12 protein-coding genes are annotated in these 19,038 nt (G+C 49.5%); all 12 read left to right on the plus strand.

Annotated elements, in window-relative coordinates; translation table 11 throughout:
• Positions 1 to 91: 91 nt before the first annotated feature.
• The 12 genes from V6668_RS04990 to V6668_RS05045 all read left to right on the plus strand — a co-directional run bounded on the left by V6668_RS04990 (position 92) and on the right by V6668_RS05045 (position 18,992).
• Complete coding sequence (locus tag V6668_RS04990; protein WP_036606207.1) at positions 92 to 1,105, plus strand: FecCD family ABC transporter permease; 1,014 nt, start codon at positions 92 to 94, stop codon at positions 1,103 to 1,105.
• A complete protein-coding gene (locus V6668_RS04995) occupies positions 1,102 to 2,145 on the plus strand; it encodes an iron ABC transporter permease (RefSeq protein WP_338707856.1) in 1,044 nt (347 codons plus the stop codon). Before V6668_RS04990 ends, V6668_RS04995 begins: the two co-directional genes overlap by 4 nt.
• A 13-nt stretch (positions 2,146 to 2,158) precedes the next feature.
• The gene (locus V6668_RS05000) at positions 2,159 to 2,980 is read left to right on the plus strand and encodes an ABC transporter ATP-binding protein (protein ID WP_100526515.1); all 822 of its coding nucleotides are present in this window, start codon (positions 2,159 to 2,161) and stop codon (positions 2,978 to 2,980) included.
• Positions 2,981 to 3,522: 542 nt separating this feature from the next.
• On the plus strand, positions 3,523 to 4,545 hold the full coding sequence (locus tag V6668_RS05005) for a hypothetical protein (protein WP_338707857.1): 1,023 nt from the start codon (positions 3,523 to 3,525) through the stop codon (positions 4,543 to 4,545).
• Between the two features lie 166 nt (positions 4,546 to 4,711).
• Complete coding sequence (locus tag V6668_RS05010) at positions 4,712 to 6,067, plus strand: diaminobutyrate--2-oxoglutarate transaminase (protein WP_338707858.1); 1,356 nt, start codon at positions 4,712 to 4,714, stop codon at positions 6,065 to 6,067.
• 11 nt (positions 6,068 to 6,078) lie between these two features.
• A complete protein-coding gene (locus tag V6668_RS05015) occupies positions 6,079 to 7,494 on the plus strand; it encodes an MFS transporter (protein WP_338707859.1) in 1,416 nt (471 codons plus the stop codon).
• Entirely contained in the window at positions 7,472 to 9,259 is a 1,788-nt protein-coding gene (locus V6668_RS05020; protein WP_338708892.1) for an IucA/IucC family protein, read from the plus strand. The genes V6668_RS05015 and V6668_RS05020 overlap by 23 nt, the downstream gene beginning before the upstream one ends.
• On the plus strand, positions 9,234 to 11,213 hold the full coding sequence (locus V6668_RS05025; protein ID WP_338707860.1) for an IucA/IucC family protein: 1,980 nt from the start codon (positions 9,234 to 9,236) through the stop codon (positions 11,211 to 11,213). The genes V6668_RS05020 and V6668_RS05025 overlap by 26 nt, the downstream gene beginning before the upstream one ends.
• Positions 11,210 to 11,986 carry an HpcH/HpaI aldolase family protein gene (locus V6668_RS05030; RefSeq protein WP_338707861.1) on the plus strand — a complete coding sequence of 259 codons (777 nt, stop codon included), beginning with the start codon at positions 11,210 to 11,212 and terminating at the stop codon, positions 11,984 to 11,986. The genes V6668_RS05025 and V6668_RS05030 overlap by 4 nt, the downstream gene beginning before the upstream one ends.
• Positions 11,983 to 13,392 carry a type III PLP-dependent enzyme gene (locus V6668_RS05035; protein WP_338707862.1) on the plus strand — a complete coding sequence of 470 codons (1,410 nt, stop codon included), beginning with the start codon at positions 11,983 to 11,985 and terminating at the stop codon, positions 13,390 to 13,392. The genes V6668_RS05030 and V6668_RS05035 overlap by 4 nt, the downstream gene beginning before the upstream one ends.
• Entirely contained in the window at positions 13,352 to 15,199 is a 1,848-nt protein-coding gene (locus V6668_RS05040) for an IucA/IucC family protein (protein WP_338707863.1), read from the plus strand. Before V6668_RS05035 ends, V6668_RS05040 begins: the two co-directional genes overlap by 41 nt.
• A 313-nt stretch (positions 15,200 to 15,512) precedes the next feature.
• Positions 15,513 to 18,992 (plus strand): glycoside hydrolase family 2 TIM barrel-domain containing protein, encoded by a 3,480-nt coding sequence (locus tag V6668_RS05045; RefSeq protein ID WP_338707864.1) that lies wholly within the window; start codon positions 15,513 to 15,515, stop codon positions 18,990 to 18,992.
• The last annotated feature ends 46 nt before the right edge of the window (positions 18,993 to 19,038 follow it).

Here is a 19,038-nt window from a genome sequence, read left to right on the forward strand (position 1 = left end):
GGAGCAGGACCTGCCATGCACCAGAACATTCGTTAACGAAGTGTATGGGCAGGCAGGTCTTTTATCATTTTACAGATGAAAGAGTGAGAGTATGTTTCCCCTTTTTACAAAGGCAAGCGCCAAGATCTATGGACTGGTTGGTTTATTCATATTACTTCTACTTGCTTGCCTAGCCAGTATGATTCTGGGACGTACGCATATCACGTTTCAGATGGCATGGGAAGCACTGCAATTCTATGACGAGAGTTCTGTGGAACATGTGGTTCTGCTGACGGAACGGTTGCCACGTACAGTTATTGCTGCTGTTGTAGGAGCAAGTTTGGCCGTGGCGGGTGGGCTGATGCAGGCATTGACACGTAACCCGCTGGCATCACCGAGTGTGTTCGGAATTAATTCTGGTGCGATCTTTTTTATTGTTATTGCCATTGTTGTATTGTCCGTATCTTCGCTCACCACCATGATGTGGTTTGGTTTTGCAGGGGCTGCTGTAGCCGCGGCAATTGTATATGGGCTAGGTTCCCTCGGTCGTGATGGCCTGACACCGATCAAGATTGTACTGGCAGGGACGGCAATCTCCGCGTTATTTGCCTCGTTCACACAGGCCATTCTGGTGCTGGATGGAACCGGATTGCAGGATGTACTGTTCTGGCTTGCCGGTTCAGTAAGTGGTCGGACATTGGATATGTTATATCCTGTTCTGCCGTACATGACAGCCGCAGCTATTGTCTCTTTGTTCATGGGCAGAGCCATCAATCTGCTGTTGACGGGTGACGATATCGCCAAAGGCATGGGACAGAATGTACTTCTAGTCAAGGTGCTCATGGGAATTGTTACGGTATTGCTGGCGGGTGGTTCGGTTGCCGTAGCCGGTTCAATCGGTCTTGTCGGTCTGGTTGTCCCGCATATCATGCGTGCACTGGTGGGAAATGATTACCGCTGGCTCGTTCCTTACTCTATTGTAGGGGGAGCGATTCTGCTGCTGTCCGCGGATGTGGTTGCAAGGTTGGTGATCATGCCGCAGGAAGTTCCACTCGGTGTCATGACTGCACTGATTGGCGGACCCTTCTTCGTGTATATTGCCCGCAAGGGGGTGACGAAGATATGAGGAAGGTGTTGACTTTTCGCAACAAAAAAGACACTGTCTCAGTGCAAATGGAACGAAAATCACTGCTTGTCATCGGTGTATGTATCCTCTTGTTCCTGATGGCAGGAGTGGTCGGTACCAGTGTAGGCAGTGACTTTATTTCTCCGCTGGATGTGCTCAGAACGATATTTGGTCTGAATGCAGGAGAGCATGACTTCGTCGTGCTGACCTTAAGACTGCCACGGGTGTTATTATCTCTGCTCGTAGGAGCAGCCCTCGGTATGTCAGGCGCACTTCTGCAAGGCATTATCCGTAATCCGCTGGCCTCACCGGATGTCATCGGAATCACTGGCGGTGCAGCTGTTGCGGCTGTAGGTTTTGTTACATTGCTGGGCGGGGCGGTAAGCATCAAGTTGTTACCACTGTTCGCCATTGTCGGTGCGCTTGTGACTGCATTGATCATCTATGTGCTTGCCTGGAAAAAGGGAGTCAGTCCGATCCGCCTGGTGCTGATCGGAATTGGAGTGTCAGCCATTACCGGAGCTGGAACGACCTTTATGCTGATTCTGAGTCCGTTCTACACGGCAGGTCAAGCCTATATCTGGCTGACAGGAAGTATATACGGAGCATCGTGGACCGATGTCCGAACGATTTTGCCGGTTATCGTAATTGTTATACCGCTGGCGATCTGGTTCGCCCGTAGCCTGAATGCACAGGAGTTCGGGGATGATCTGGCCACAGGGCTGGGTGTAACTGTACAGCGGCATCGTTCAGCGTTGTTGTTATGCAGTGTACTGCTGGCGGGAATCGCCGTTGCGGTTGCCGGAACCATTGGTTTTGTAGGCCTGATCGCTCCACATATTGCCCGAAAGCTGGTTGGACGGATGTTTGGCAGTATGCTGATTGTGTCTGGACTGGTTGGTGCTCTGCTTGTATTTGCGGCAGATCTGATTGCCCGCACTGCCTTTCTACCGCTGGATGTTCCCGCAGGGGTATTCACCGCAGGCGTAGGCGCACCGTTTTTCCTGTATCTATTGTTCAAGAATCGAAATCAGTTTTGAGGAGGAGAGAGCTGTGAGTATTCTGGAAGCCAAGGAGCTTACGATCTCCTATGGAGCAGATCCCATTATTGAAAATTTGAACCTGACCATTCCCAAGGGACAGATTACCGTCCTCATTGGCAGCAACGGCTGTGGCAAATCTACGCTGCTGCGTACGATGGCCCGGTTGCTGAAATCCAGCTCCGGTTCGGTGCTGCTGGATGGCGAAGAGATTGCAAAGCTGCCGACCAAGGAGATTTCAAGGCGCATGTCCATCTTGCCGCAGGGTCCGACCGCTCCAGAAGGATTGACAGTGAACCAACTGGTCAAGCAAGGACGTTATCCACATCAAACATGGCTGAAGCAATGGTCACGAGAGGATGAGCGTATGGTCAAGCTGGCACTGGAGTCCACACATCTGACAGAACTCGCTGATCGACCTGTGGATGCATTGTCCGGTGGACAGCGTCAGCGTGCCTGGATTGCGATGACACTTGCGCAGGGTACCGAAACGCTGCTATTGGATGAACCTACAACCTATCTGGATATGACACATCAGATTGATATCCTCGATCTGTTGTTTGAGTTGAACGAACGGGAAGGACGCACGATTGTTATGGTACTTCATGATCTGAATCTGGCATGTCGTTATGCGCATCACATTGTGGCTGTTCACAACAAGTCGATCTACGCAGAAGGCAAACCGGAAGATATTGTTACACAGGACATGGTCCGTAAAGTCTTCCAGATGGAGTGTGAGATTGCGGTTGATCCACTGTTTGGCACACCAACCTGTATCCCGCATGGAAGGGGAAGGAAGCTGAATGGAGAACAGCGTTATACACAACTGGCTTAAGGATCAAAAAGTCCGTTTTTGATTCGTTCAATAGTTATTCAAAACTCTACATCGACTCCATTGTATGATCATGCAGATGACAAATTAGGCAAGCCGTTGGTAAAACCATGTCCCAGGCTTGCCTGGTTTGTTGTGCCTATTATTCGATAAAAGCATACCTGCATCGACTCAAACCCACACTAATTTAAATCTTATTTTTCCTTAAAAGTTTATTATTGACAATATAGCTCGATTTGCCATAAAATAGATTTTATATGATATTGATAATCATTATCAATATTAAACTACAATAAAAATTGATGAACGTATGAGCAATATAAGTTGAATTAATCATTTACATGCAACGGAGAGGACAGAAAAAACCTGAAAAAGCGAAGCGTTCGCCTTTATCCCCGGATTTTTCCCTTGAGAAAAGGGAATCAAAAAAATCTGGGGATAACAGCGATTAGAAGGTTGTTCTGTCATTGTAGTGTCAGCGTAAATAATCTTTAATTCAACTTATATAGGAGCGAGTACCTTCATTCGATCGAGGAGGATTTTCAGTGTTTCCGAAAGGGATTCATAATCTGCAAAACCGACTCATTATAAGCAAAGCGAGAGAAATGGGCATTACCTGTGAGCCACTTCTTGAGGGATGCGAAGATTTCCTGAAGCTGTCTGTAGGGGACCAAGAGATCATCATTAACAAAACCAGATCTCATCGTCTGCCGTTAATCGCTGGACTGCTCGCGAAGAACAAGCAGGCATGTAATATGTTGCTGCATGAACAGGGAATGCCTGTACCATCATTTATCGTGATCCCAGAGTTGGGAAGCGAAGCAGTAGCTTTTCTGAATAGATACGGCTCTATTGTAGTGAAACCGCTAGATGCGAGCAGCAGCATGGGCGTGACGCTGGATGTGCGTACTGAAGAAGAACTGGAGACAGCCATTCATCTTGCGAGTGTCCACGGCAGCAGCATTATGTTACAGCAATATGTGACCGGGATCGATTACAGGGTGCTGATCATCAACGGAGAAGTGGCGGCTGTGAACCAGTATCGGCCTGTCTATGTTGAGGGAGACGGAACTTCAACCGTTCGAGCGTTAATTGAGCAGTTGAATCAGGAACGAATCGAGATGACACTCATTGGCGAGTATGAAGCGTTTCCCGAGGTTAATGCAGAAACGGAACGACTGCTGGAGGTATTACATGCACAAGGGACAACACTGGATGAAGTTCCTGCCGCGGGAAAAGAAATTGAGTTATACAATCTCCGCAATTCTGCCGCCGGAAAAATCAGTGAATTCTACAAGGATTGTACCGAAATCATTCATCCCGAAAATGCCCGGATGATCATTCAGGCGGCGAAGACTCTTCAGATCGATGTAGCAGGAGTTGATGTTCGTTGTTGTGATATCCGCACTCCAATCTCCAGAGAACAAGGGGGCATTCTGGAAGTGAATGCTTTGCCAGATCTGACACACCACGTCTTTCCCCATGGTGGAACAACTCGTGATGTGGTTCGGTTATACCTGGAATACCTGTGTCAGGAGCAACTTGAATATAAGATATGTAGCTTATAACAACGTATAGATGACAATATATGACGGATGACAGATAACGGATACCATCATTTAATTCGGACCTCACCATGATTTTGAACCAATACCATGTCATATGCAAAATGTAGAACAAGAATCACAGGCAGCAGGTTCAGCCTGAATCGATTATAAGGAGCGTTAGAGGGCTATGTCAGTAGAGGTGCAGACGGAATATCTGAAGATGCAAAATGAGAAGGAATCCAATGCAAGATCGTACCCGAGACATTTCCCGCTTGTCATTAACAAGGCCCATGGGGTGAAGATTACCGATACGGAAGGCCGCGTATTCTACGACTGCCTGGCTGGTGCAGGAACATTGGCGCTGGGGCATAACCATGACACGGTGGTCAACGCCATTCGCGATGTTCTGGATCAGCAGATTCCGCTTCATACACTGGATTTGGCAACGCCGCTGAAACTTTCATATATGCAAGAACTGTTTTCCATTCTCCCGGCAGAGATGCGAGACAAAGCCAAAATCCAGTTCTGTGGTCCAACCGGAGCGGATGCTGTAGAAGCAGCCATTAAGCTGGTCAAATATGCTACAGGCGGCAAGTCCATTCTTGCCTTTCAAGGTGGTTATCACGGTTCAACCCAAGCGACGATGTCGATGAGTGGTAATCTGAGCAAGAAACAACATCTGCAAAGCCTGCTGCCCGATGTACATTTCCTGCCGTTTCCTTATGAATACCGTTGCCCATTTGGTGTTGGTGAAGGCATGACGGCCCGGTTGAGCGCACAGTATATCGAGAACCTGCTCGATGATTGCGAGAGCGGTATTGCCGCACCGTGTGGGGTCATTGTGGAGACGGTGCAGGGCGAAGGCGGGGCGATTCCGGCAGACATTGAATGGCTCAAGGAGTTACGCCGAATCACAGCGGAGCGAAGTATTCCCCTCATCATCGACGAAGTGCAGACAGGCATTGGACGGACAGGCCGAATGTTTTCGTTTGAACATGCAGGGATTGTACCCGATGTAATTGTCTGCTCCAAAGCAGTTGGCGGAAGTCTGCCGATGTCTGTTGTCATCTATAAAGAAGAACTGGATCAATGGCAACCTGGTGCACACACAGGCACGTTCCGTGGCAATCAGCTGGCCATGGCAGCGGGACTTGCGACACTTCGTTATATTCGGGAACAGGATGTTTTGTACAACGTACAACTGCGCAGTGAGCAGTTCATGAATCAACTGAATGTAATGAAAGAGCGGTATGCGGAGATTGGTGATGTGCGAGGCAGAGGACTGATGATTGGCGTTGAAGTGGTTGATCCAATGGGACGCAAGGATCGTCTGGGACATTATCTGCCTAATGGAGCGCTGGCTGAGTCTATTCAGCGTGAATGTTTCAAGAATGGATTAATTGTGGAACTGGGTGGGCGTCATTCAGCTGTTGTTCGTTTTCTGCCGCCGCTGAATATTACAGAGCATGAATCGGGTGCAATCCTTGCGATCTTTGAGAAATCGGTAGCTGAAGCGATTGCCTTAGCAACAGCCGCATGCTGAAGCTTTCCCTGATGAAAAGGCATGCAGTATTACTCGCGATTCTGATCGGTGCTTTTTCGCTGGTGCTGACCAACAGTGCATTTAACCTGCTGCTGCCTTATTTTGTGCAATACTATCAGATCTCTACGACAGCAGGCGGGTGGATTATCGCGCTGTACATGCTGGCTATGACGTTAACGATGCCGCTGGCTTCCCTGATTGTGGACCGACTAGGGCGTAAGCAGACGTATATGTTGGGCATCAGTATCTATGGACTGTTCTCGGTAGCAGGTGCGTTGTTTTATCACTCTATTGAAGTACTCTTGCTGGTTCGTTTCATGCATGGCGTTGCCGCGGGGCTGATGATTCCGTTATCACTTGTGCTGTTGTTTGATGTATACGGACCGGAGGTACGAGGGCGAATTACCGGAGCGTGGGGCTTGCTGCTTATGCTCGCTCCGGCTGCCGGACCAACACTGGGGGGCTTCATCATTCAGTATGGACGGCTTGAAATGTTGTTCTGGCTCAATGTGCCGTTAGCTGTGTTCTCGTTGATCGGCTGCGGTCGAGTCATTCAAACCTATATCCCTGCCCGTAGGAAAAAATGGCATCCATCCAGTGTCATAATGCTGATCTGCGCTGTAGGTGCCCTTAGTCTGGGGGTACAGTTGTACGCAAGTCCTGTCGTGGCAGTATGGGTACCTTGGATGCTGATTGCGCTCGGTGTGGTGCTGCTCATGCGTTTTGTCCAGACAGAGAACGGTCGCAAGGAACCGCTGATCCGGTACCAGTTGCTGCGGCGTAATGCCGTCTTTCCGCTGACCGTGCTGATCTCGACCATTCAGGATTGTGTCATGTTTGGCGTGATCTTTGCATTGCCACTATTGTTCCAGGACGTCTTCCACCTGTCACCGGCCCTGTCCGGTGCACTGTTCATTCCCTTATCGATCTGTACAAGTCTGTTCATGTGGATTGGCGGCAGCTTGCTGGATCGCGGTCGGTCCATACATTTTATCGCATGGGGGACGTTGCTGGTGTCGATATCGATCTTGTCGTTTGCGGTTCTGCCCCTGGGAGCATCGATCTGGATCATAGGGATGCTCATGGCATGCCGGGGAATTGGCGTTGGCCTGTCAGGTATGAGCATCTCTGCGATTGGTCTGCAAGCATTAGCAGACGAAGACATGCACGAAGGGTCGGTGTTATCAACCACGATTGAGCGGCTGGCTTCTTCGTTTGCGGTGATGGGCTTGACCCTGTATTACGATATGCGTTGGCAATGGCTTGCCGGGGCAGGAACGTCCATGGAGATGGCAAAATGGGGAGCGCTCAAAGAGATCTGTATCGGACTTGGCTGCGCCATACTGCTTACACTTCCCCTGGTCTTACTTATAACCCGAAAGAAGGTTGGCATCATTGTTCGAGATGGAAAACAAGCTCCGGTCTGAGGCTGAGCAGCAGGCCCATGAACATTCGTGCAAACTGCTGTTGAACTGTTACATCCGTGAGCTTGCGCTAGAGAAGGAAAGCGATATTTGGATCAATCCGAACACGCTGTCGTACACTGTTACTTTTCAAGCCAGTAGGTTGAAGGTGACAGGACGCTTGTCTTATTACTCTGCGATGGGGGAGCATGAATACCTCAGCATGGAATCTGGCGGGGAAGCGGTGCATTATGGCGACCTGGTTCGTTGGATCACATCTGAACTAAGCGGGAATGGGGAACAGGGAGCGAGTTCGGGTCAACATGGAATGATGAAAAGTGTGATGGAAATGAAGCGTTCACTTGAGCTGGAGAATGTACATCCATTGGGTGAGAATATGAATCATGTAGAGGCTTCATATGCCAAAGATTTTGCACAAAAGGTAGATAACAGTGTCGGTAACCTTACGTTGTATATCGAACAAGCAGCCGGTCTCGACATCCATGACTATCGCACATCTGAACAGTCACTGTTGTATGGTCATCCGTTCCATCCGTTTCCGAAGAACTCCAAAGGCTTCAGCGAGGATGATGTGCAGAAGTACAGTCCGGAGTTAAGGACATCATTTCAACTCTGTTATATCGCCGTGAGGCAGGATGTCTACGTGCAGGAATGGGTCGATGACGAGGCGGCAATGGATTTGCATGACCTCCTGCGGAGCCATGTGGAGCCTATTTTAAAAGAAAAGAGTGAAATGTATGGGCTGCTGCCTGTCCATCCATGGCAATACGCATACATATCACGATTGTCCGAGGTACAGTCCTATTTTCGAGATGAAAAATTAATTCTACTCGGTAGTGCGGGGCCTATCGTCTATCCAACTTCTTCGGTCCGTACAGTTTATGTTCCCGAATGGAACTGCAATATCAAGCTGTCACTGAACATGCAGATCACCAACATGATTCGCACTAACAGTGCTGAGCAGATGCGCAGAACACTGGATGCCTCCAAGTACGTCAGGCAGCATGACTGCTTCGGTGCTGAACCGAACACGCATATTGCGTATGAGACAGGCGTAGCGACTTGTGCTTTTGAAGATGAAGAGTTAACCAGTCTGTTTACGATAGCTTATCGGCCCATTGAGTTTGATGTTGAGAATACGTATGTCTTATCCAGTCTGGTTGAAGCACCGCTTCCCGGGATGCGGTCGAGACTGATGGCGATGCTGGGTGGTGGACGTGACATTGCCGAGCGTTGGCTGGAACGTTATCTGAAATGTTCTCTGCTGCCGATTGTACGGGCGGCGGGAGAGAAAGGCATTCATTTTGAAGCTCATTTGCAGAATACCCTTGTGACCTTAAAGGATGGGTTGCCTGTTGAGTTTATCGTCCGCGATCTGGAAGGGGTCAGTGTGGATGAGGAACTTATAAGTGAGCAGGATCGTGCAACGTCCGATTTATTATTTTATTCGCGAGAGAAAGCCTGGGCGCGGACATCGTACTATTTTATCGTCAATCATCTGGGGTCTCTGATTCATGCGATGGCGCGAGATGTGAACGTCCCGGAGGAGCATTTCTGGAAACAGGTACGTGAGGTACTTGTGGAGGAGCTGGAACGAACGGGCAATGCATATGTACGACATCTGCTGACAACGGATGCATTTCTGGCCAAACAAAACTTGGTGAGTTGTGTAAGAGGGATCAGCCAGACCCCGGCCTACGTGCCGGTGAGCAATGTAATGAAACGAATGGGGAGTGAAGTGCGTGGGAGTCGTGGGATACAGGGCTGAAGCAGGCGGCAAGACAGAAGCAGTCTACGTGGGTGTACAGGAACGGATCATGCGGCAGACACTGGAGGCGATGTGGTTCGAAGGCATTCTGGACAGTCATGTAAGTGGGAGCGAATGGCGAACCGAGGGACTTACATCTTCTGGCGATTCTGTGGCGTACACGTGTGAAGCCGAACGGAAGTTTTCATTTGGCCGGGTGAAGGTGAAGAAGGGTTCGATTCAAAGGGAAGGTGTACCCTGCACCGATCTGGATCTGTTTCTGGAGGAAATTGTGCTGAACGCGTTGAAGGGTGCAAATGTCACGGCTTTTATCCAGGAACTGCTCGAAACGATGGCAAAGGACAGCCAGTGCCAAGCTATATTGCCCTTGAACATTCCGAATGAAGATCGGCATTATGATGCGCTTGAAAGTCACATGACCGACGGTCATCTGTACCACCCGAGTTATAAGTCGAGGCTGGGATTTTCTTTGAAAGACAATCTGGCCTATGGCCCAGAATTTAACTCGAAGGTTTCATTAGTCTGGGTTGCTGTGAAAAAAGAATTGGCTCAGACCGCTGTATCCGCGGGTTATAGCTCGGAAGAACTGGTGGGACAACATCTGACCGCAGAGGACGTACAGCGATTTCAACAGATACTGCAACAACAAGGTTTTACGGACACGGGTGAGAACGTCAACGCATATGCGGCGAGTGCAGATCAGCTTGGGAGCAGTGCCGAGGTTGGTGAAATAACAGCTGTTCAAGATAGCTTAATAGGCTCTAGCGTTGGCAGCAAAGACAGCAAGGTAGATGGGGAAATAGGTTCTAAGGCGGGTGATCGATATGTATTCATTCCGGTTCATCCATGGCAGTGGGAGCACCAGTTGGAATCGGTATATGCCCGTCAGTTGATGGATGGAGACATCGTGTATCTTGGTCCATCGTCTTCGCCTTATCGTGCACAGCAGTCGATCCGTTCGCTATCGAACCGGGTAAATCCGGAAGCACCTTACATCAAGTTGGCACTAAGTATCACTAACACGTCGAGCACACGCATTCTGGCACAGCATACGACTCAGAACGCGCCACTGATCAGCGATTGGCTGGATGAACTTGTTCGTGAAGATGAGCTGTTGCAGCAGGCGCAGTTTGGCATTTTGAAAGAAATCATGGGACTGTCTTTCCGTTATGAGCAGTTGCCTGTAACTCAGTATGGACGAGCCTACGGTACACTCGGTGCCATCTGGCGGGAGAATGTTTCTGTTCACCTGAAGCAAGGTGAGACGGCGTGGCCGCTGAATGCATTGATGTTGGTGCAGCCGGATGGTGTTCCATTTATCCAAGATGCTGTAGAGCGACATGGTGTGGAAAAGTGGAGTGAGGCCCTTGTTCGCACAGTTACACTGCCGATTATTCATTTGCTCTATGCACACGGGATTGCGCTGGAATCTCATGCCCAGAATATTATTTTGGTACTGGAAGATGATCTGCCGAAACGAATCATTATCAAGGATCTGCATGATGGCGTTCGCTATGTACCAGATCAACTGTTGCACCCGGAACGGGCACCGAAGCTGAACCCCGAGCCGGAAACCCACCGCAAGTTCAATCGATATTCCTTCATCTATGCCGGAGATGTGTCGGAAGTCCGGGACTATACGTATGATGCATTCTTTTTTATTTGCATGACAGATATTGCGCTGGCTTTGGAGAAGTTTGGGTTGTCGGAGGAAGCGTTCTGGCAGCTGTGCGCAGGTGTAATTGTGGATTATCAGCGAGAGCACCCGGAGTACACGGATCGATTCGCTGCATTTGACCTTTTTGCCGAAGATGCACTGATCGAAGAGATGACCAAGCGCCGTCTGTATGGGGATGGAGAGTTATATTTCCGCAAGGCGAGCAATCCGCTCAAGATATCAAAGGATGCACTTGAATCACAGGGAACACCCGAATTAAAAGGAATCGCCAAATGAGAATTAACACGCTGAAGGAAAAAATTGCACGTAAACAGCCGGTTTATGGCCTTTTTGTATCGATCCCACACCCGGTGATCATCGAGATGATCGGACATGCGGAATATGATTTTGTCATTATTGATTTGGAACATGCCGCAACATCGATGGAATCGGTGGAAGAGTTGATCAGGGCGGCGGAACTGGTCGGCCTAACCCCGTTGGTACGTATCTCGAAAGTGGAGCGAGCGGAGATTCTTAAGGTGCTGGATTGTGGCGCACAAGGCATCGTCATTCCGCATGTCGAGCAACTGGAGCAGGTGGAAGAAGCGGTTCGTCATGCCTACTACCATCCGGTTGGCACGCGGAGCTTGAATAGTGGTCGTCCCGGTGTATTCGGGAAATATCCGCTCACGGGATACATTGGGGAAGCGAACGAACAAGTGATGGTTGTACCCATGATCGAAAGTGTGGAGGGCGTGCGGCAAAGTACACAGATTCTGTCTCACCCTCAGGTGAGTTTTGTATTGGAAGGGGCAGCGGATCTGTCGCAATCCCTCGGTGTGCCATGGCAGACAGAGCACCCGGATGTGAGACGTGCACTGGATGAATTGCATACTACCGCTCGGCAGTGCGAAGTACCTTATGCAACGGTCACCAGAGGTGTGGAGGATATGTCGCTCTGGACTGAGCGGGGAGTACATATATACGTGCTTGGTGATGATCGGAATACGGCGTTTCGGGCGTATGCCCAAAAACGGAATGACTACAGGAATGCGGGTGGGCAGATATGAAACCTGGTGTATGGCATACGATAGATGAACTGCAACGCGGAATGGAAGATCCGGTATGTGCGTATGTATACGATCTGGCTGGCATTCAGGAACAGGTGAGTCAGATGTTGGGCAGCATGCCTGGGAATACACAATTGTTCTACGCGATTAAGGCGAATCCTGATCCGCAAATCATTGAGGCGCTGCTTCCATTGGTGAAGGGTTTTGAAGTGGCTTCAATTGGAGAGCTGCTGAAGGTTAGAGCGGTAAGTCGCGAGGTTCCAATTCTGTTTGGAGGTCCGGGTAAAAAGGAGAGCGAACTGAGGCTGGCGATCGAGCAGGGCGTGAGCTACATCCATGTAGAGAGTTTGCTGGAGTTGCGCCGCATCATTGCGATTGCGAAAGAGCGAGCGAAGGATCAAGAGCATGGGCAGGAGCAGGGGAGCAGGCAGAAGCAAGAATGGGAGCAGAAGCTAGAGCAGAGATATACGCAAGAGTATGGAGAGGAACTGATGCAAGGCCTGAATCAAGAACATGAGCCGAAACACAAACAACAACAGGGTCTAGCGCAGGAGGTTCGCATTCTTCTTCGAATCAATCTGCGGAGCAGTACGTTACCTCGGACGAAGATTGTCATGGGCGGTGGGCCGAGTCCTTTTGGAATCGATGAAGAGGTGGTGGAAGAAGCCATTGAACTCATTCGTGTGGAAGGCGCGGGTGTGGTTCGGTTAAGCGGGTTCCATTTTCACTCTTTGTCTAACAATATGGACGCCAGGCTGCATGCCGAGATGATCGAACTGTATTTGCAAAAGGTGGAGCAGTGGCAGCAACAGTATGATCTTCCTGTGGAAGTGGTGAATGCAGGAGGTGGGTTCGGTGTCACGTATGATGGCAGCCCCGGATTCGACTGGCCCTTGTTCACTTCCCTGCTGGAGCAAAGTGAAGCCAGAGAGCGCCTTGCTTCACGCGGAGGTCAGCTGTATTTTGAATCGGGTCGACTACTGGTGGCAGACCATGGGTACTACGCATCAGAAGTTACGGATATCAAAACCTCTCATGATCAGTATTTTGCCGTGTTAAGAGGAGGTACGCACCATAATCGTCTGCCTGCTTCATGGGGGCATAACCACCCGTTCCAGATTATGGAGACGGACCGTTGGAAGCATTCATTTGCCCGTCCAGAGGTAAGAGATCGTCGAGTCCATATCGTAGGTGAGCTATGCACGCCCAAGGATCGCATGCATTCTGATGCGGAGGTAGCACTGCTGCGCGTGGGAGATATTGTTTTGTTTGAAAAGTCTGGGGCTTATTGCTGGACCATCTCGCATCATGATTTTCTGGGGCATCCGCACCCGGCATTCCATTATCTAACGGAGGACAATAATCATGTCAACACTGATGAAACGTTCCAGTCTGCAAGCCGCTGAACGCCGGATTATGGCGGATCTGATGAATTCATTTTTGTCGGAGCAATTAATCCCACTGGGGAATCACCCGTTCATTGATTTTGCCGCAGCACCTGCACCGTTCCGTCGATTGTACAAGGGATATGACAGCGAAGAGCATAATCAGAATGTAGCTTCTCGCTATAGATTGCACACTCAAGGCGTGCTGTGTCTGGTTGAAACTGGAGTAAGACAGGGGACTCAGTGGGTTCAGGGTTCACCGATCTACGAGGAGAAAACTGATGGAAGCTGGGTTCTCCTTGATACTCCGGCAGAAGTTGGACGTGCGGTGTTACAGAGGGCTTTGTCGGATAAGGACTATGCGCAGCCTGGGGTGGCGGAATTCCTGATTAGTCTGGACATTGCTGTGGAGCAGTATGCTTTGGGCTGGGAACAAGTCCAGTATCTGTCCGCTAATGTCCCGGCTTCTGCGTATGAATGGTTTATCAAAGGTGAGCGCGTTGCGGCATTGCGGGATCGTCCATTTCACCCATCGTCCAAAGCCAAGGTGGGATTCAACGCAGAAGATGTAACTCGGTATGCAGCAGAATTCGGGAAGGCGATTTCGCTGCGCTGGGTGGCTATACGGCTGGATGCCGTGCAGCAAGGGTGTGAAGATGGATTGTCCATTTTGGATATGTTAGACGATGTTCAGCGCGGAGTGGTGGAAGCAGAGTTTACCCGTAAAGGAATCACGTTGGACGAATATCTACCGATGCCTGTTCACCCGTGGCAATTGGAACATGTGATTCTGCCCCGTTTCACTGGGGAGATCGAAGAAGGCAGCATTGTCGTATTGGACATAGAAGTGGGCGACGTACAGGCCACATCCTCTCTGCGCTCGATGGCTCCGTCAATTGAATCCACCCTAATGCTCAAGCTACCGGTTAGTGTGCTGTCTCTGGGGGCTGCTCGTTATCTTCCGGTAGTCAAACTTCTGAATGGTCTTGCTGGAGAACGCATGTTAAGGCAGGCCGTTGCTTGTGACGAGACGTTGAAGGACAAGGTGTATATGTGTGAAGAGCAGAACTGGTGGGGCTTCATGCCAGAATCCATGGGACTGTTCGATGATCATCCCCGCCATCTGGCTGCACAGATTCGTGTGTATCCCACTGAGTTGTTGGGTGATGCTTACAAAGTAATCCCAATGGCCACACTGGGTGTGAATCTGGAAGGGCATCATCTATTAACGGAGATTCTGGGGGATAACCTGAGTAGCACGGATGTCCTCTACTTTTATACCAGCATAGTTACAACGTTTTATGATATCGTGATGCGCCTGTTCAAGGTGGGTGTTGTACCTGAGATTCATGGTCAGAACTGCTGTCTGGTGTTGAAGGATAATGAGGTAAAAGGTCTCTTGTTCCGCGATCATGATTCGGTGCGTTTGCATCAGCCTTATCTGGATAAACATGGCATTGCAGACCCTGCCTATCATATTCGTCCAGGCTACTCGAACAGCCTGTATAACGAGACGATCCAGAAGTTGATTTTCTATGTGCAGTCTTTGGGGACGCAGGTGAATCTGGCTGCGATCATGGAGGCACTTAGCGAAGTGTATCACATCCCGGAAACGAAGTTATGGGAGATCACGGAGCAGGCTTGGAAGGAAGCGCTGCAACATGTGCAGCTTCCCGAATCCGACCGGGCCGCGCTCGCTCATGCGATATTCGAGAGCAGGGAGTGGCCCGTGAAGTTAGTTGTCCGTCCGCTGCTTGAAGCGGATGGGGTGCCTGGTGCGATGCCATCGGGCAAAGGCATAGGGTGGAACCCTTTTTACAAGGGATAGAGGTTGAGTAGTGTTGGTGTAGGAGTGTATAGAGAAGAAGTACGTGCTATAGGATAGAACTAGAAGGTGACTCGTTTGACGGGTTGCCTTTTTGGCTTGTTGTCATCGAAAGTTACTATGTTTGGAGGGAATAAAACGTTCATCATTATGGCTAAAAAATCTTATGAAATGGAGGTATAGGAAAGAGACTGATGATATAATCGGGTTATGTGTTATAGTCATACTTGTGTATTACCGAAAAGGTTTTCGGAAAAAGCGACATCTACTGTTGTAACCGCAATCATAATTTACTTCAAGAAAGTGAGAATCTACCATGAATCAGAAGAGACTTTTTAATGATGGATGGCAATTTGCGAAAAGCAAGCTGGATGTTACGGAACCTGCGGGTCTGGTGTATGAACCTGTGGAGCTTCCCCATGATTGGCTGATATATAATACGCTTGAACTGTATGAGGACAGCATTGGATGGTACCGCAAGACGTTCCATTACACGAAGGATGGGCAGCAGCTTTTGCTTTGTTTTGATGGCGTATACATGGACTCTTCGGTGTATGTGAACGGGCAGCTGGTTGGGGAGTGGAAGTATGGATATTCTGCTTTTGAACATGAGATCACGAATGCACTGGTGGAAGGCGACAATGAGATTGTGGTCAAAGTGGTGCATCAGAGCCCGAACAGCAGATGGTATTCCGGGGCCGGAATCTATCGCCATGTGTGGCTGAAGACGAGAGACCGCAACCATATTGTTACGGATGGAACGTATGTATCTATTCAGCAACAACCGGTTGGCTGGCAAGTGGAAGTGGATACGGAGTTGAACCTGGAACAGAATCAGCAAGCAGAACTGGTGCATACGATCTTGTATGAAGGTCAAGTGGTGGCATCCAGCCAAGCGAATGTTACGGCTTCGGTGGGTGAGAAAGCAGTTGTATCAGATAGCCAACAGATCATTGTGGAGAATCCAAACTTGTGGAGCCCAGATGCACCGCATCTGTATGAACTGGTGACGGAGCTGCGGTTGAACTCGAATGATCAGGAACAACGGACAGTTGAATCGGTGTCACAGCGCATTGGATTCCGGGATATCAAGCTGGATGCCAATGAAGGGTTCCACCTGAACGGAGTCAAGATGAAGCTGAACGGCGTGTGTGAACACCACGATCTTGGGGCGCTGGGAGCTGCTTTTAACCTAACGGCACTGCGCAGAAGATTCGTTTTGCTCAAAGAGATGGGCGTTAACGCCATCCGCACCGCGCATAATATGCCTGCCAAAGAGTTCATGGAACTCGCCGATGAGATGGGTATGCTGGTTGTGTCGGAAGCCTTTGATATGTGGGAACGTGCTAAAACCCCATACGACTATGCGAGATTTTTCCCGGAGTGGGTGCATACGGATGTGAAGAGTTGGGTGAAGCGTGACCGTAACCATGCCAGTCTGATCATGTGGAGTATTGGGAACGAAATTTACGATACCCACGCCGATGAACGTGGACAGGAAGTAACCCGAATGCTGATGGATTATGTGCTGGAATTTGATCCAAAAGGCAATGCAGGCGTAACGATTGGTTCGAACTACATGCCTTGGGAAAATGCACAAAAATGCGCAGATATCGTGAAGCTGGCAGGTTACAACTACGCGGAAAAATATTATGACAAACATCATGAAGAACATCCGGATTGGATCATCTATGGTAGTGAGACGTCATCGGTGGTGCAGAGCCGCGGCATTTATCACTTCCCGTTCGAACAGCCGATTCTGGCAGATGATGATGAGCAGTGCTCGGCTTTGGGTAACAGTACGACGAGCTGGGGCGCGAAGTCGGCAGAATACTGCATTTTGGCAGAGCGGGATACACCGTATTCACTGGGGCAGTTCCTGTGGACTGGGTTCGATTATATTGGAGAGCCGACACCGTATCATACGAAGAATTCGTATTTTGGACAGCTGGATACAGCAACGTTCCCAAAAGACTCTTATTATATCTACCAAGCGGCTTGGACGGATTATAAGAAAAGTCCGATGGTTCACCTGTTCCCTTACTGGGATTTCAGCCCGGGTCAAATCATTGATGTACGCGTGTGCAGCAACGCGCCGAAGATTGAACTGCAACTCAATGGTAAAACCATTGGTACGTACGATATCGATCATGCCAATGGAACACAACTGTCCGGCTGGTGGAAGGTGCCTTATGAAGAGGGCGAGCTGAAAGCGATCGCTTACGATGAGAACGGTCAGATCATTGCAACCGATGTGCAAAGATCCTATACGGATGCGAAGAAAATTCGTCTGCAAGCGGATCGGGAGCAGCTACATGCGAATGGGACAGACCTCATTTTTGTAGAAATTGATGTTGAAGATGAATCGGGTAATCCAGTTCACAATGCAAACAACCGCGTACAAGTTCAGGTGAGTGGTGCAGGACGATTGCTGGGTCTGGATAACGGGGACAGCACGGACTACGATCCATACAAAGGGTTGAGCAGAAGACTGTTCAGTGGCAAACTGATGGCCATCATCGGAGCGACAAATGAAGCTGGAACGGTACGGATTGAAGTTTCTTCCGAAGGGTTGGAAGGAGCAACGGCTGAATTTGAATCTCTAGTTGTGACGGCTGAACTTAATGACGTGAAACAAGTACAACCTGTCTTCATGAACAATGAAGAACGTCCGGTGCTTACGGGAAATGCTCAGGAGATTCCTTTGCGGAAAATCGAGATCATCAGTAGTGCAGGACAGTTGCTCGATCCGTCCAACCCGGAGCTGGTCGTAACCGCCAAGCTGTATCCGGAGAACACCTCCTACCGCGACATCGAGTGGGCTGTTGTGAACGATGCAGGAATTGAATCCAACATTGCCAAGGTGGAAGCTGTTCAAGCAGAAGCGGGCGACAACGGTGAGCATCAACATGCGGTGAAGGTGTCGGCTATAGGTGACGGGGAGTTTAGACTTCGCGCAACCAGTACCAACGGTACGGATAAAACGAAACTCATCTCGCAGCTGGAGTTCAAGGCGGACGGTCTCGGCACAGCCTACAAAGATCCATACGGCTTCATCACGGGTGGACTGTACGATTACACCAAAGGTGAGGTTGGTAACGGCAATGAGCGCGGGGTAGCGACAAGTCGGGATGGAGAGACGCATGTAGGTTTCCGTAATATTGACTTCGGACCGTACGGCTCCGATACGATTACCATTCCAATCTTTACGTTGTCCACGGAGGACTACTTCATTCAGATCTGGGAAGGCATGCCGGATGAAGAAGGAAGTACGATGATCGCAGATGTGGTTTATGACAAAGAGTCCATTTGGAATGTGTACCAGGAAGAGACGTACCAATTGTCCAAACGCCTTAGCGGGATCACGTCGATCTGTTTTGTACTGAAACAGAAGATTCATATTAAAGGATTTTCCTTCGAACGTCAGAGTCGGGCCTTTGAACAGAATGCGGCTACATCCTGTGACCATCTCTACGGAGATACGTTCAAAATCGAGGGTGATGGAGTAGAGGGCATCGGGAATAATGTATCGCTGGAGTTTGAAAACATGGACTTTACGGCAGAAGGTACATCAAAGCTCGTGATCTACGGTCATTCACCAATTGATAAAAATACGATTCATATTCGCTTCGCAGGTGCGGACGGCCAGAGCAACCAGCTGGTTGAATTCACCCAGTCAGGTGGATATGAGGAGCGGGTGTTTGAGCTTGAGCAAGTGACAGGTGTGCAAAAAGTAAGCTTTATCTTCCTGCCAGGCAGTCAGTTTGACTTCGGCTGGTTCCGATTCGAGAAATAAATGTGATCGAAATATAAAACCCCTTCAAGCAGGCATCGGTTCATGG

The organism is Paenibacillus amylolyticus (assembly GCF_036894225.1).
GTDB classification, from domain to species: domain Bacteria; phylum Bacillota; class Bacilli; order Paenibacillales; family Paenibacillaceae; genus Paenibacillus; species Paenibacillus amylolyticus.